Genomic DNA, 15,040 nt, shown 5'->3' with positions numbered 1-15,040 from the left:
TTACCAACGGTAATGAGCAAACGCTTTGTTGGCTTCTGCCATACGATGCACGTCTTCGCGCTTCTTAACGGCAGTACCTTTGTTTTCGGAAGCGTCCAGCAGTTCACCTGCCAGGCGCAGAGCCATAGATTTTTCACCACGCTTACGAGCAGCTTCAACCAACCAGCGCATCGCCAGTGCGTTACGACGAACTGGACGAACTTCACATGGAACCTGGTAAGTAGAACCACCAACACGGCGAGACTTAACCTCTACCGCTGGGCGAACGTTTTCCAGGGCTGCTTCAAGGATAACCAGATGCTCTTCGCCTTTCTTATCGGCTACAACATCCAGTGCTTTGTAGATAATTTTTTCAGCAGTCGACTTTTTGCCGTCCTGCATAATGACGTTGATGAACTTAGCCAGCAACTCACTTTGAAACTTTGGATCAGGTAGGATTTTACGTTGTCCTACTACGCGACGTCTTGGCATAACTATTCTCCGTATGCTTCAGGTATTTCCAAAACTGGAATTTATATTTAGCTTGGCCTTACTTAACGGAAAACCATTAAGACTTAGGACGCTTAGCACCGTACTTAGAACGAGCTTGGCGACGTGAAGTCACACCAGCACAGTCCAGGGCGCCACGAACAGTGTGATAACGCACACCAGGTAAGTCTTTAACACGACCACCACGGATCAGGATTACACTGTGTTCCTGCAGGTTGTGGCCTTCACCGCCGATGTACGAAGTTACTTCGAAACCGTTGGTCAGACGCACACGAGCTACTTTACGTAGTGCAGAGTTAGGTTTTTTTGGAGTAGTGGTGTACACACGAGTACAAACACCACGCTTTTGTGGGCACGCGTTCAACGCAGGCACGTTAGTCTTTTCGACTTTAGGTGCGCGAGGCTTACGTACCAACTGGTTTACAGTTGCCATGTATAGCTCCGAATCAGTTGATTTCAACTCAACAATAAGGTGTGAAAAATCTAATCCCACAATAGTGGGACGCGGAATTTTAGAAAGGTAAGGCTTGGCTGTCAAGAAATAGCCAACTTTTGCAGCGTATTCCAATGAAAAAGGCGCCTTTCGGCGCCTTTTGTAACATCTATGCTACTTATTCCTGACTGCCAGCCAGGTTCAACAGATCGGCCAGGTTCTGTTCGGCTTCACTGGCGCTGATGCTAGGTGCTTCAGTCGCTACTTCACCGCGAGCCTGGTTACGGTTGTTGTGGTAAGCATAACCGGTACCGGCCGGGATCAGACGACCCACGATCACGTTCTCTTTCAGACCGCGCAGGTTATCACTCTTACCGCCTACTGCCGCTTCGGTCAGCACGCGAGTGGTTTCCTGGAACGAGGCTGCAGAGATGAAGGATTCGGTCGCCAGAGAGGCTTTGGTAATACCCAGCAGTTCGCGTTCGAACTTGGCCGGAATCTTGCCCTGCTCTTCCAGTTCGCGGTTAGCGATCTTGACGCGGGACACCTCAACCTGCTCCCCTTCGAGGAACTCAGAATCACCGGCTTCAGTGATCAGACACTTACGCAGCATCTGGCGAATGATCACCTCGATGTGCTTGTCGTTAATCTTCACACCCTGCAGACGATATACGTCTTGTACTTCATTCACAATGTAGTTGGCTACGTTGTGGATACCGCGCAGACGCAGAATATCGTGAGCAGACTCTGGACCATCGGCGATCACTTCACCACGTTCGACTTTTTCACCTTCGAACACGTTCAGGTTACGCCACTTAGGGATCATCTCTTCGTATGGGTTACCGCCTTCAGCAGGGGTAATGACCAGACGACGCTTACCTTTGGTCTCTTTACCGAAGGAGATAGTACCTGTGATTTCCGCCAGAATCGCAGGCTCTTTCGGCTTACGGGCTTCGAACAGGTCAGCAACCCTTGGCAGACCACCGGTAATATCGCGAGTCTTGGACGATTCCTGAGGAATACGAGCCAGTGCATCACCGACGCTGATCTGAGCATTATCTTCCAGGTTTACGATCGCATTGCTGGGCAGGAAGTACTGCGCAGGTACGTCGGTACCAGGAATGGTCAGGTCATTACCGTTTTCGTCAACCAAACGGATCATTGGACGCATTTCTTTGCCGGCGCTTGGGCGCTGGGCAACATCCAATACCACGATGGAAGACAGACCGGTCAACTCATCGGTTTGACGCGAGATGGTGACACCGTCAATCATCTGCTCAAACTTCACATAACCCGCCACTTCAGTGATGATTGGGTGAGTATGTGGATCCCAGTTGGCGATAGTCTGGCCAGCGTTAACTTCAACACCTTCCAATGTTTCCAGCACAGTACCGTAAGGCACTTTATAGCGCTCTTTCTCACGGCCCAGATCATCGATAATCGCCAGTTCAGAGGAACGCGATACGATAACCAGCTTACCATCGCTGTTCTTAACGAACTTGGCGTTGTGCAGCTTCAGGTTACCGGCGTTCTTCACCTGGACACTGTTTTCTGCAGAAGCCCTGGATGCCGCACCACCGATGTGGAAGGTACGCATCGTCAGCTGTGTACCAGGCTCACCGATTGACTGAGCAGCGACAACACCGATGGCTTCACCTTGGTTGATCAGGTGACCACGAGCCAAGTCGCGACCATAACACTTGGCACACACACCGAAGTCGGTATCACAGCAGATTACAGAACGTACTTTAACTTCGTCGACGCTGTGCTCTTCCAACTTATCACACCATGCTTCATCCAGCAGGGTGTTGCGTGGCGCCAGGACTTCGTCGGAACCAGGATAATAAACATCCTCGGCAACAACACGACCCAGTACGCGTTCACGCAGCGGCTCAACCACGTCACCACCTTCAATCAGCGGCTTCATGATCAGACCTTCGTGAGTACCACAGTCATCTTCGATAACGACCAGATCCTGAGCAACATCCACCAGACGACGAGTCAGATAACCTGAGTTCGCAGTCTTAAGTGCGGTATCCGCCAGACCCTTACGAGCACCGTGAGTAGAAATAAAGTACTGCAGTACGTTCAGACCTTCACGGAAGTTCGCCACGATGGGCGTTTCGATGATAGAGCCGTCTGGCTTGGCCATCAGACCACGCATACCCGCCAACTGACGGATCTGAGCGGCACTACCACGAGCGCCTGAGTCGGCCATCATGTAGATGCTGTTGAAGGAAGCCTGTTTCTCTTCTTCACCGTCGCGGTTGATAACCACTTCGGAAGACAGGTTTTCCATCATCGCCTTGGAGACTTTCTCGTTGGCGCTGGCCCAGATATCGATAACCTTGTTGTAACGCTCACCGGCAGTTACCAGACCAGACTGGAACTGTTCCTGGATTTCCAGAACTTCGGCTTCTGCGTCGGCAACCAGCTTGTACTTGGCTTCCGGGATTTCCATATCGTTGATACCGACAGAGGCACCTGAGATAGTGGCGTATTGGAAACCTGTGTACATCAATTGGTCAGCAAAGATAACAGTATCTTTCAGACCCAGCTGACGGTAGCAGGTGTTCAGCAAACGGGAGATCTGCTTCTTGCCCATGTTCTGGTTAACCAGATCAAAAGACATACCGGCTGGCAGGATCAATGACAACAGAGCACGACCTACTGTGGTGTCGACAATGCGGCGCTGCTGGGTGCGCTCACCGTTCTCATCGATATGAGTTTCGGTGATACGAACTTTAACCCGAGCGTGCAGCTCGGCGGCACCTGTGCGATAAGCTTTTTCGGCTTCGGCAACAGACTCAAAGGCCATACCTTCACCGCGGCCATTTACGCGCTCACGGCTCATGTAGTACAGACCCAGTACCACGTCCTGAGAAGGAGTGATAACCGGCTCACCGTTAGCAGGTGACAGAATGTTGTTGGTTGACATCATCAACGCACGGGCTTCCAGCTGGGCTTCCAGCGTCAGAGGCACGTGTACCGCCATTTGGTCACCATCGAAGTCGGCGTTATAGGCCGCACACACCAATGGGTGCAGTTGAATCGCTTTACCTTCGATCAGTACAGGTTCGAACGCCTGGATACCCAAACGGTGCAGTGTTGGTGCACGGTTCAGCATCACAGGGTGTTCGCGGATCACTTCATCCAGTACGTCCCAAACCTCGGCAACTTCACGCTCAACCATCTTCTTGGCAGCTTTGATGGTAGTGGCCAGGCCACGACCTTCCAGCTTGCCGTAGATGAATGGTTTGAACAGTTCCAGCGCCATTTTCTTCGGCAGACCACACTGGTGCAGACGCAGAGTTGGGCCCACGGTAATTACCGAACGGCCTGAGTAGTCAACACGCTTACCCAGCAGGTTCTGACGGAAACGACCTTGCTTACCCTTGATCATGTCGGCCAAGGACTTCAGAGGACGCTTGTTGGAACCGGTAATGGCACGACCGCGACGACCGTTATCCAGCAGGGCATCAACAGATTCCTGCAGCATACGCTTTTCGTTGCGAACGATGATATCCGGAGCAGCCAGATCCAGCAGACGCTTCAAACGGTTGTTACGGTTGATCACGCGGCGATACAGATCGTTCAGATCTGAAGTCGCGAAACGGCCGCCGTCCAGTGGAACCAAAGGACGCAGATCAGGTGGCAGAACCGGCAGCACCTTGAGGATCATCCACTCTGGCTTGTTACCTGAATGGTAGAAGGCCTCAACCAGCTTCAAACGCTTGGTGACTTTCTTGCGACGGGTCTCAGAGTTAATAGATGGCAGCTCTTCGCGCATCTGCTCAACTTCTTTCTCCAGATCGATAGCGCGCAGCAGTTCCAGAACCGCTTCGGCACCCATCTTGGCTTCGAACTCGTCACCATACTCTTCCAGCGCATCCAGGTAGGTTTCTTCGGTCAGCATTTGACCGCGCTCCAGGCTGGTCATGCCTGGCTCGATAACCACATAAGATTCGAAGTAGAGTACTCGCTCAATATCACGCAGAGTCATGTCCAGCATCAGACCGATACGGGATGGCAGTGACTTGAGGAACCAAATGTGGGCAACTGGGCTGGCCAGTTCGATGTGGCCCATACGCTCACGACGTACTTTGGTCTGGGTCACTTCAACGCCACACTTCTCACAGATCACACCGCGGTGCTTGAGACGCTTGTACTTACCGCACAGACACTCGTAGTCTTTGACTGGGCCAAAGATACGGGCACAGAACAGGCCTTCACGCTCAGGCTTGAATGTACGGTAGTTGATGGTTTCAGGCTTCTTAACTTCACCAAATGACCAAGAACGGATCAGATCAGGCGACGCCAGGCCGATCTTGATGCCTTCAAATTCTTCAGTCTTGCTTTGCTGTTTCAGAAACTTTAATAAGTCTTTCACGTTTCTCTCCTGAAGGAGTTAAACCCGGTGCCCCGCTCTCGCGGAGCACCAATTCGTTGCCAAACGCAGGCTTTAAACCGCGTCTTACTCTTGATCCAACTCGATGTTGATACCGAGAGAACGGATCTCCTTCAGCAATACGTTGAAGGACTCTGGCATTCCTGGCTGCATCTGATGGTTACCGTCAACGATGTTCTTGTACATCTGAGTACGACCGTTAACGTCATCCGATTTCACTGTGAGCATTTCCTGCAGAGTATACGCAGCACCGTATGCCTCCAGGGCCCACACTTCCATCTCACCGAAACGCTGACCACCGAACTGAGCTTTACCGCCCAGAGGTTGCTGAGTAACCAAGCTGTACGAACCGGTAGAACGGGCATGCATCTTGTCATCAACCAAGTGGTTCAGTTTGAGCATGTACATGTAACCTACGGTCACAGGACGCTCGAACTGGTTACCGGTACGACCATCAAACAGATTCAGCTGACCAGAAGTCGGCAGACCTGCGAGCTCAAGCATCTGCTTGATCTCTTTCTCTTTGGCACCGTCGAAGGCTGGGGTTGCCGTTGGCAGACCATCCTTCAGGTGTTTGGCCAGACGCAGAACTTCATCATCGGTAAATGAATCGATATCCACGCGCTGCTTCACTTCATCGCCCAGTTCATAGACCTGTTTGATGTAGCCACGCAGTTCAGCCAGCTCACGCTGTTCTTCCAGCATAGTATTGATGCGATTACCAATACCCTTAGCCGCAGCACCCAAGTGAACTTCCAGTACCTGACCAATGTTCATCCGCGAAGGTACACCCAGAGGGTTCAGTACGATGTCGACAGGGTTACCCTGCTCGTCGTATGGCATATCTTCGATAGGACAGATCTTGGAGATCACACCCTTGTTACCGTGACGACCCGCCATCTTGTCACCAGGCTGGATGGTACGCTTAACCGCCAAGTAAACCTTAACGATCTTCAGTACACCTGGAGCCAGATCATCACCTTGGGTGATCTTGCGACGCTTGATTTCAAACTTCTTGTCAAAGTCGGCTTTCAGCTCTTCGTGCTGTTCAGCCAGCTGTTCCAGTTCGGTTTGCTTGGCTTCATCGTCGATAACCTGAACCAATACGTCTTTGCGTGGCAGTTCGGCCAATTTGGCTTCACTGAAACCAGCGCTCAGCAGCAGGTTACGGGCACGGCTCAGAACACCCTCTTCGAGGATCTTGAACTCTTCAGTCAAGTCCTTACGGGCTTGAGCAATGTGCATCTCTTCGATTTCGATGGCGCGCTTGTCTTTTTCAACACCGTCACGGGTGAAGACTTGCACGTCGATAACGGTACCCTTCACTGAGTTAGGTACACGCAGAGAGCTGTCTTTAACGTCAGACGCTTTCTCACCGAAAATAGCCCGCAGCAGTTTCTCTTCCGGAGTCAGTTGAGTTTCACCCTTAGGCGTTACCTTACCAACCAGAATGTCACCGCCTTTAACTTCGGCGCCGATGTAAACGATACCGGATTCATCCAGCTTGCTCAGTGCAGACTCACCCACGTTAGGGATGTCGGCAGTGATCTCTTCGCTACCCAGCTTGGTATCACGAGCGATACAGGACAGTTCCTGAATGTGGATAGTGGTGAAACGGTCTTCCTGCGCTACGCGCTCGGAGATCAAAATCGAGTCTTCGAAGTTGTAACCGTTCCAGGTCATAAATGCGATGCGCATATTTTGACCCAGAGCCAGGTCGCCCAAGTCGGTTGATGGACCATCGGCCAGCACGTCGCCACGAACAACTGGATCACCTACGCTACAGCATGGACGCTGGTTGATGCAGGTGTTCTGGTTAGAACGGGTGTACTTGGTCAGGTTGTAGATATCGATACCGGCTTCACCTGGCATCAATTCATCTTCGTTAACCTTGACCACGATGCGACTGGCATCAACATAGTCGATCACGCCGCCACGCTTGGCGGCCACAACTACGCCTGAGTCAACAGCCAGCGTACGTTCAATACCAGTACCCACCAGAGGCTTCTCTGACTTGAGTGTTGGTACTGCCTGACGTTGCATGTTCGCACCCATCAATGCACGGTTAGCGTCATCGTGTTCAAGGAATGGGATCAAAGATGCCGCCACAGAGATGATCTGCTGTGGAGATACGTCCATATACTGGATATCGGAAGCACGCATAAAGGTGGATTCACCCTTGTGGCGACAGGCAACCTGCTCTTCCACAATACGGCCTTCGCTGTCGAGTTCGATGTTGGCCTGTGCAATCACATAACGGCCTTCTTCGATGGCAGACAGGTATTCCACTTCATCGGTAACCACACTGTCGATCACCTTGCGATAAGGTGTTTCCAGGAAGCCGTATGAGTTGGTACGGGCAAAGGTGGACAGCGAGTTGATCAGACCAATGTTTGGACCTTCAGGGGTCTCAATTGGACACAGACGACCATAGTGAGTTGGGTGCACGTCTCGAACTTCGAAGCCGGCACGCTCACGAGTCAGACCGCCGGGACCAAGAGCCGAAATACGGCGCTTGTGAGTCACTTCTGACAGTGGGTTGTTCTGATCCATAAACTGCGACAGCTGAGAAGAACCGAAGAACTCTTTCACTGCTGCAGAGATTGGCTTGGCGTTGATCAGATCTTGAGGCATCAGTTCGTTCAGATCGCCCAGAGACAGACGTTCACGTACTGCGCGCTCAACACGTACCAGACCAACACGGAACTGGTTCTCGGCCATTTCGCCAACACTACGGATACGACGGTTACCCAGGTGGTCGATATCATCGACTTCATCAAAACCGTTACGGATTTCGATGATCTTCTTCATTACGGCAACTATGTCTTCTTTGGTCAGTACACCGGTACCTTCGTTCTCGTCGATTTCGAGACGACGGTTGAACTTCATCCGGCCCACTTTAGACAGGTCATAGCGCTCTTCGCTGAAGAACAGGTTCTGGAACAGAGCTTCGGCGGCATCCTTGGTTGGTGGCTCGCCAGGACGCATCATGCGATAGATTTCAACCAGGGCTTCCAAACGGTTGGTGGTTGAGTCAATACGCAAGGTGTCAGAGATGTAAGCACCGTGATCCAGCTCGTTGATGTACAGAGTGCTGATCTCTTTGATACCGGCCAGAGACAGATTGGCCAGGTCTTCCAGGCTGATCTCGTTGTTGGCGGTAACCAGTACTTCACCTGTGTCAGGATCGATATAGTCCTGAGCCGCTACTTTACCAATGATGTACTCAACCGGAACTTCCAGTTCAGTGGTATTGGTTTTTTCCAGTTGGCGGATATGACGGGCAGTGATTCGACGACCTTTCTCTACCAGCACTGTGCCTTCTGAATCCTTGATGTCATAGCTGGCAGTTTCACCACGCAGACGATCAGGAACCAGAGTCATGACCAGAGAATCTTTCTTGATCTTGAAGTCGACACGCTCAAAGAAGATGTCGAGGATATCCTGAGTAGAATATTCCAGGGCACGCAGAATGATACTGGCAGGCAGCTTACGACGACGGTCAATACGTACAAACAACGCATCTTTAGGGTCGAACTCGAAGTCGAGCCATGAACCGCGGTAAGGAATAATACGCGCGTTATACAACACCTTACCTGAGGAGTGTGTCTTACCACGGTCGTGGTCGAAGAACACACCTGGGCTACGGTGCAGCTGAGATACGATAACACGCTCAGTACCATTGATAACAAAGGTACCGTTTTCAGTCATCAGAGGGATATCCCCCATGTAGACTTCTTGTTCTTTAATATCTTTTACAGTGCCAGCGGCAGCTTCACGATCATACAGCACCATGCGCAGCTTAACGCGCAGTGGAGCGGAGTATGTCACACCGCGGATTTGACACTCTTTCACATCAAAAACAGGCTCGCCCAGCTTATAGCTGACGTACTGCAGTTCTGAATTACCAGAAAAGCTCTTGATGGGAAAAACGCTACGGAAAGCGGCCTCTAGGCCACGCTCACCGGTAGGATCTTGATCGGTGAACTTCTTAAAAGAGTCTAACTGAATAGACAACAGGTAAGGGATATCCAACACTTGTGGACGCTTACCGAAGTCTTTGCGAATACGCTTCTTTTCAGAATAGGAGTAAACCATGGGTTTCCTCTGCTTGCGAGATGTGACCAAGACTGAATCAACACAGTTAATCCAGCACGTTTGCCCATCACCGTTGATGGCAAGAACCTAACCAATAATCACTGCTAGGGACTGCAAAATCTGGCGACAAACGGTGAAAAAAATCGCCAACGCTTACAGCGCAAAAAAGGCCGACGGTCAAAAAACCGCCAGCCTCCACCCAATTGGCTTGGGTGATTGTAAGTCAATATGACTTACTTGATCTCTACTTGAGCACCAGCTTCTTCGAGTTCTTTCTTCAGAGCTTCAGCTTCTTCTTTAGAGATGCCTTCTTTAACAGCTACTGGAGCAGATTCAGCCATAGCTTTGGCTTCTTTCAGACCCAGACCTGTGGCACCACGTACAGCCTTGATCACAGCAACTTTGTTGTCACCGTGAGAAGTCATAACTACGTCGAACTCGGTTTTCTCTTCAGCAGCAGCAGCTTCACCAGCGCCGCCAGCAACTACTGCAGCAGCAGCAGATACGCCGAACTTCTCTTCCATAGCTTCGATCAGTTCAACAACTTCCATTACAGACATAGCTGCAAAGGCTTCAAGGATTTGGTCTTTAGTGATAGACATAACAAATGTTTCCTATTGTTCTGAATTCAATTCTGTTAAGCAGCCAGCTTGAAATTAAGCGGCTTCTTGTTTTTGATCGCGCAGAGCGGCCAGTGTACGAACGAACTTGCCAGCAGATGCTTCTTTCATAGTCATCATCAACTGTGCCAGTGCTTCTTCGTAAGTTGGCAGTTTTGCCAAACGATCAATGTCAGCTGCAGGGATGAATTCCCCTTCATAAGCTGCACCTTTAACTTCGAAAGCGGCTTGCTCTTTAGCAAAGTCTTTTAACAGACGAGCTGCAGCACCTGGGTGCTCGTTAGAGAAAGCGATCAAAGTTGGGCCAGAGAACACCTCTGTCAGACACTCAAAAGCAGTGCCTTCTACTGCGCGGCGAGCCAGAGTGTTACGTACTACACGTACGTACACACCGTTTGCGCGAGCAGTCTTACGCAGAACTGTCATAGCACCTACAGTCACACCGCGTGAATCGGCGACAACTGCAGAAAGCGCACCTTTGGCAGCTTCGTTGACTTCAGCAACAATCGCTTTTTTGTCTTCGAGTCTTAATGCCATTGGCTTTACTCCTGGATTCTACCTGGGGAATCCCCAGCGTTTACCATACTGAACACAAATGTACTCAGTTACTTACGGTGCAGATAATCCAGCAGAAATAAATCTATCTGGGGCCTGACACCGTCTACGCAGGAAATTAAGTCTTCCAAATGGGCAACACCTGCGGTCTTGGACGGAAGCCCATCTGAGTGAAAACACTCGTCATAGGCTCCAACCCACAAAAGTGCGCGCATTATAGGCTAACACGCGCATTTTGTAAAATTAGTTAGCAGCGTCCAGAGAGTTCTGGTCGACAGCTACACCTGCCCCCATAGTGGTGGAGATGCTTACCTTCTTCACATACTGACCTTTGGCTGCAGCAGGCTTAGCCTTTCTCAGCGCAGACAGCAGTGCTTCCAGGTTTTCTTTCAGTTGAGCAGTTTCGAAGTCCACTTTACCGATGGTAGTGTGGATGATACCGTTCTTGTCGTTACGGTAACGAACCTGACCAGCCTTGGCGTTCTTAACAGCTTCAGCAACGTTAGGAGTTACAGTACCGGTTTTAGGGTTAGGCATCAGGCCGCGTGGGCCCAGGATTTGACCCAGCATACCAACAACGCGCATTGCATCAGGAGATGCGATAACTACGTCGAAGTTCATTTCGCCGGCTTTCACCTGCTCAGCCAGATCTTCCATACCTACCAGTTCAGCACCAGCTTCTTTCGCAGCTTCGGCATTGGCACCTTGAGTGAATACAGCAACACGTACTTCACGACCGGTACCGTGTGGCAGCACAGTGGCACCACGAACGTTTTGGTCAGATTTACGAGGATCAACACCCAGGTTAACGGCAACGTCTACGCTCTCAACGAACTTGGCAGTAGCCAGTTCTTTCAGCAGAGCAACAGCTTCGTTGATGTCGTATGCTTTGGTTACGTCCACTTTCTCGCGGATGGTGCGCATGCGCTTAGTCAGCTTTGCCATTATATTAGTCCTCTACTACCAAACCCATGGAACGCGCAGTACCTTCGATTGAGCGAGTCATCGCTTCAATGTCAGCACCAGTCATATCGGTTGCCTTGGTTTCAGCAATTTCCTGAACCTGGCTACGCTTGATAGTACCCACTTTCTGAGTGTTAGGACGAGCAGAACCTGACTTCAGACCAGCGGCTTTCTTCAGCAAGAAGGCGGCAGGTGGAGTCTTGGTTTCGAAAGTGAATGAGCGATCGTTGTAAACAGTGATCACTACTGGAATTGGCATACCTTTTTCGAACTTTTCAGTACGAGCGTTGAATGCTTTACAGAATTCCATGATGTTCACACCTTTCTGACCCAGAGCTGGACCAACTGGTGGAGACGGGTTTGCAGCACCGGCTGCTACTTGCAGCTTGATGTAAGCTTCAATTTTCTTTGCCATCTGACATTTCCTCAGTTTGGGTTCAAACGCTCAGGCAACATGCCTTGAGCTCCCCGAAAACAACGGGTGCGGATTATATAGAAATCCACACCCGTTGCCAAACGGATTTTGTATTTTATTTAATCAGGATTTTTCGACCTGATTGAAGTCCAACTCAACCGGAGTTGAGCGGCCGAAGATCATCACAGACACCTTAACGCGGTTCTTGTCATAATCCACTTCTTCAACAGTACCGTTGAAGTCGGCAAAAGGACCATCGGTAACCCGAACCACTTCGCCGGGTTCGAACATAACGCGATGAGTCGGAGATTCTGTTGTTTCCTGAAGGCGACGCAGAATAGCTTCGGCTTCTTTATCGGAAATAGGAGCAGGGCGATCTGATGTTCCACCGATAAAGCCCATCACACGAGGGATGCTCTTCACCAAGTGCCAGCTTTGATCGTTCATTTCCATCTGTACCAGCACATAGCCGGGGAAGAACTTACGCTCACTCTTACGGCGTTGGCCGGCACGCATTTCTACGACTTCTTCGGTAGGAACCAGCACTTCGCCGAAGAACTCTTCCATACCATGCATTTTGATGTGTTCAAGCAAAGACTTACATACACGGCCTTCGTAACCGGAAAAAGCCTGAACCACATACCATCTTTTCTTAGCTTCTTTAGCTTCAGTCATTCTAGTGCCTATACGCCAGTAATAAAGTTAACAATGCGCAGCAATACCGCATCCAGTCCCCAAAGGATCAAGGCCAGGATACCTGTCGCAGCCAGTACGATAAAGGTGGTATTCAACGCCTCTTGACGAGTCGGCCATACGACTTTGCGTACTTCGATTTGTGACTCACGGGCAAAGGCCAATGCTTGCTTACCCTTAACGGTTTGTAAGGCAATAAAACCAGCAATAGCGAATACGACAACCACACCCGCGGCGCGGATTGGCGTAGTGAAGACTTCGCTGTCGTTGTACATCTGGTTGCCGACGATCGCCACCGCCACCAGTAGTATAGCTATTACCCACTTTACGATATCCAGAGAGTTGCCCTGGTTTTCAGTATTTGTTGTCATCGGTTAATTCCGTTACTCATTACGACCTGAGCCAAGGGACAGCTGAGTAAGTTTAAGGCTTAAATCAGCGCCAGCCCGCTTTCGAACTCGCCCCTGACGAGAATTCTCCGGCTCAGGGCACAAAAATCGGCCATAGATTGTATTCTTAATCAGCTTTGTTATCAAGGATACACAGGGCGAAACCAGGAGAAAGCCTGACACTTTGCGCCAGCAAGCAAAAAAGGAAGCCGAAGCTTCCTTTTCAAAGTAACCTGTCTCGCAATTAAGCGATGATCTTGGCTACAACACCAGCACCAACTGTGCGGCCACCTTCACGGATAGCGAAGCGCAAGCCTTCGTCCATCGCGATTGGGCAGATCAGGGTAACAACCATCTTGATGTTGTCACCTGGCATTACCATCTCTACGCCTTCTGGCAGTTCGATAGTACCGGTCACGTCAGTTGTACGGAAGTAGAACTGTGGACGGTAGCCTTTGAAGAATGGAGTGTGACGTCCACCTTCTTCTTTAGACAGTACGTAAACTTCTGATTCGAACTTGGTGTGTGGAGTGATGGTACCTGGCTTAGCCAGTACTTGACCACGCTCTACTTCATCACGCTTGGTACCACGCAGCAGGATACCACAGTTCTCACCGGCACGACCTTCGTCCAGCAGCTTGCGGAACATTTCTACACCGGTACAAGTAGTCTTGGTAGTATCTTTGATACCTACGATTTCTACTTCATCACCAACTTTGATGATACCGCGCTCTACACGACCTGTTACTACAGTACCGCGACCAGAGATTGAGAATACGTCTTCGATTGGCAGCAGGAATGGCTTATCGATATCACGCTCTGGCTCAGGGATATAGGTATCCAGTGCTTCGGCCAGTTCAATGATCTTCGCTTCCCACTCTGGCTCACCTTCCAGTGCTTTCAGAGCTGAACCCTGAATTACTGGCAGGTCATCACCTGGGAAATCGTACTCAGACAGCAGTTCACGAACTTCCATCTCTACCAGTTCCAGCAGCTCTTCATCGTCTACCATGTCACACTTGTTCATGAATACGATGATGAAAGGTACACCTACCTGACGAGACAGCAGGATGTGCTCACGAGTCTGTGGCATTGGACCATCAGTAGAAGCTACTACCAGGATTGCGCCGTCCATCTGGGCAGCACCGGTGATCATGTTTTTAACATAGTCAGCGTGGCCTGGGCAGTCTACGTGGGCGTAGTGACGAGTTGGAGTGTCATACTCGATGTGAGAGGTATTGATGGTAATACCGCGCTCACGCTCTTCTGGAGCGTTATCGATCGCTGCGAAGTCACGCGCCTCACCACCGTAAGTCTTAGACAGTACAGTTGAGATAGCAGCAGTCAGAGTGGTTTTACCATGGTCCACGTGGCCAATGGTACCCACGTTAACGTGGGGTTTACTACGTTCAAATTTAGCTTTAGACATGGTATTGCCTCAATCTAAGATTTTCTGGTGGTGAAACCATATATAGTGAAAAAGTCCGATGCAAATGAATGACATCGAACAGATTATAAAAGGTAGAGGTAAAATCTAAGATAGGCTGGTGCTGATAGGCAGATTCGAACTGCCGACCTCATCCTTACCAAGGATGCGCTCTACCACCTGAGCCATATCAGCATGCAAATTTGGAGCGGGCAGCGGGAATCGAACCCGCGTTATCAGCTTGGAAGGCTGGAGTAATACCATTATACGATGCCCGCGCAACCTAACTTAAGGCTACCTACTTACCTTGAAAATGGTGGAGGGAGAAGGATTCGAACCTTCGAAGGCGGAGCCGTCAGATTTACAGTCTGATCCCTTTGGCCACTCGGGAACCCCTCCGATAAAATTGGTGCCGGCACCAAGAGTCGAACTCGGGACCTACTGATTACAAGTCAGTTGCTCTACCAACTGAGCTATGCCGGCACTTCATTTCGGTAGCGGATATTAGGTAAATGTCGGGTCGAGTGCAATAGGAAATTAGTTTTTTTTTC

The 15,040-nt window shown here is 50.4% G+C and carries 11 protein-coding genes and 4 tRNA genes; all 15 read right to left on the bottom strand.

Annotated elements, in window-relative coordinates; all coding sequences use genetic code 11:
- A complete protein-coding gene (rpsG, locus tag K5621_RS01010; protein ID WP_025012041.1) occupies window positions 1-471 on the bottom strand; it encodes a 30S ribosomal protein S7 in 471 nt (156 codons plus the stop codon).
- A gap of 76 nt (window positions 472-547) precedes the next feature.
- Complete coding sequence (gene rpsL / locus K5621_RS01005) at window positions 548-922, bottom strand: 30S ribosomal protein S12 (RefSeq protein WP_025012042.1); 375 nt, start codon at window positions 920-922, stop codon at window positions 548-550.
- Window positions 923-1,100: 178 nt separating this feature from the next.
- Window positions 1,101-5,312, bottom strand: coding sequence for a DNA-directed RNA polymerase subunit beta' (rpoC, locus tag K5621_RS01000; protein ID WP_100145969.1), 4,212 nt, complete (start codon window positions 5,310-5,312; stop codon window positions 1,101-1,103).
- A gap of 84 nt (window positions 5,313-5,396) precedes the next feature.
- Window positions 5,397-9,428, bottom strand: a complete 4,032-nt coding sequence (rpoB, locus tag K5621_RS00995) for a DNA-directed RNA polymerase subunit beta (RefSeq protein ID WP_100145971.1) — start codon at window positions 9,426-9,428, stop codon at window positions 5,397-5,399.
- A 233-nt stretch (window positions 9,429-9,661) separates the two neighbouring features.
- On the bottom strand, window positions 9,662-10,030 hold the full coding sequence (gene rplL / locus K5621_RS00990; RefSeq protein WP_100145973.1) for a 50S ribosomal protein L7/L12: 369 nt from the start codon (window positions 10,028-10,030) through the stop codon (window positions 9,662-9,664).
- 54 nt (window positions 10,031-10,084) lie between these two features.
- A complete protein-coding gene (gene rplJ, locus K5621_RS00985; RefSeq protein WP_025012044.1) occupies window positions 10,085-10,585 on the bottom strand; it encodes a 50S ribosomal protein L10 in 501 nt (166 codons plus the stop codon).
- Window positions 10,586-10,846: 261 nt separating this feature from the next.
- Entirely contained in the window at window positions 10,847-11,548 is a 702-nt protein-coding gene (gene rplA / locus K5621_RS00980) for a 50S ribosomal protein L1 (RefSeq protein WP_100145975.1), read from the bottom strand.
- Between the two features lie 4 nt (window positions 11,549-11,552).
- Window positions 11,553-11,981, bottom strand: coding sequence for a 50S ribosomal protein L11 (gene rplK, locus K5621_RS00975; protein WP_025012046.1), 429 nt, complete (start codon window positions 11,979-11,981; stop codon window positions 11,553-11,555).
- A 123-nt stretch (window positions 11,982-12,104) separates the two neighbouring features.
- Window positions 12,105-12,656, bottom strand: coding sequence for a transcription termination/antitermination protein NusG (gene nusG / locus K5621_RS00970; protein ID WP_100145977.1), 552 nt, complete (start codon window positions 12,654-12,656; stop codon window positions 12,105-12,107).
- Between the two features lie 8 nt (window positions 12,657-12,664).
- Window positions 12,665-13,045, bottom strand: a complete 381-nt coding sequence (gene secE / locus K5621_RS00965; RefSeq protein WP_100145979.1) for a preprotein translocase subunit SecE — start codon at window positions 13,043-13,045, stop codon at window positions 12,665-12,667.
- Between the two features lie 262 nt (window positions 13,046-13,307).
- Window positions 13,308-14,492, bottom strand: coding sequence for an elongation factor Tu (tuf, locus tag K5621_RS00960; RefSeq protein ID WP_221050213.1), 1,185 nt, complete (start codon window positions 14,490-14,492; stop codon window positions 13,308-13,310).
- A 116-nt stretch (window positions 14,493-14,608) separates the two neighbouring features.
- Window positions 14,609-14,684 (bottom strand) — tRNA-Thr (locus K5621_RS00955).
- A gap of 9 nt (window positions 14,685-14,693) precedes the next feature.
- Window positions 14,694-14,767 (bottom strand) — tRNA-Gly (locus K5621_RS00950).
- A 36-nt stretch (window positions 14,768-14,803) separates the two neighbouring features.
- A tRNA-Tyr gene (locus K5621_RS00945) sits at window positions 14,804-14,888 on the bottom strand.
- Window positions 14,889-14,896: 8 nt separating this feature from the next.
- Window positions 14,897-14,972, bottom strand: a tRNA-Thr gene (locus tag K5621_RS00940).
- Between the last annotated feature and the right edge of the window lie 68 nt (window positions 14,973-15,040).

Origin of the sequence: Shewanella carassii, assembly GCF_019670705.1 — a bacterium.
Classification (GTDB): domain Bacteria; phylum Pseudomonadota; class Gammaproteobacteria; order Enterobacterales; family Shewanellaceae; genus Shewanella; species Shewanella carassii.
Note: the sequence above shows the minus strand (reverse complement) of the source record. Positions and strands in the feature narration are given on the sequence as shown.

What these genes read in the sequence shown, in the direction of transcription:
- rpsG (WP_025012041.1), bottom strand. Translation starts at nt 471, where the DNA reads ATGCCAAGACGTCGCGTAGTAGGACAACGTAAAATCCTACCTGATCCA.
- rpsL (WP_025012042.1), bottom strand. Translation starts at nt 922, where the DNA reads ATGGCAACTGTAAACCAGTTGGTACGTAAGCCTCGCGCACCTAAAGTC.
- rpoB (WP_100145971.1), bottom strand. Translation starts at nt 9,428, where the DNA reads ATGGTTTACTCCTATTCTGAAAAGAAGCGTATTCGCAAAGACTTCGGT.
- rplL (WP_100145973.1), bottom strand. Translation starts at nt 10,030, where the DNA reads ATGTCTATCACTAAAGACCAAATCCTTGAAGCCTTTGCAGCTATGTCT.
- rplJ (WP_025012044.1), bottom strand. Translation starts at nt 10,585, where the DNA reads ATGGCATTAAGACTCGAAGACAAAAAAGCGATTGTTGCTGAAGTCAAC.
- rplA (WP_100145975.1), bottom strand. Translation starts at nt 11,548, where the DNA reads ATGGCAAAGCTGACTAAGCGCATGCGCACCATCCGCGAGAAAGTGGAC.
- rplK (WP_025012046.1), bottom strand. Translation starts at nt 11,981, where the DNA reads ATGGCAAAGAAAATTGAAGCTTACATCAAGCTGCAAGTAGCAGCCGGT.
- nusG (WP_100145977.1), bottom strand. Translation starts at nt 12,656, where the DNA reads ATGACTGAAGCTAAAGAAGCTAAGAAAAGATGGTATGTGGTTCAGGCT.
- secE (WP_100145979.1), bottom strand. Translation starts at nt 13,045, where the DNA reads ATGACAACAAATACTGAAAACCAGGGCAACTCTCTGGATATCGTAAAG.
- tuf (WP_221050213.1), bottom strand. Translation starts at nt 14,492, where the DNA reads ATGTCTAAAGCTAAATTTGAACGTAGTAAACCCCACGTTAACGTGGGT.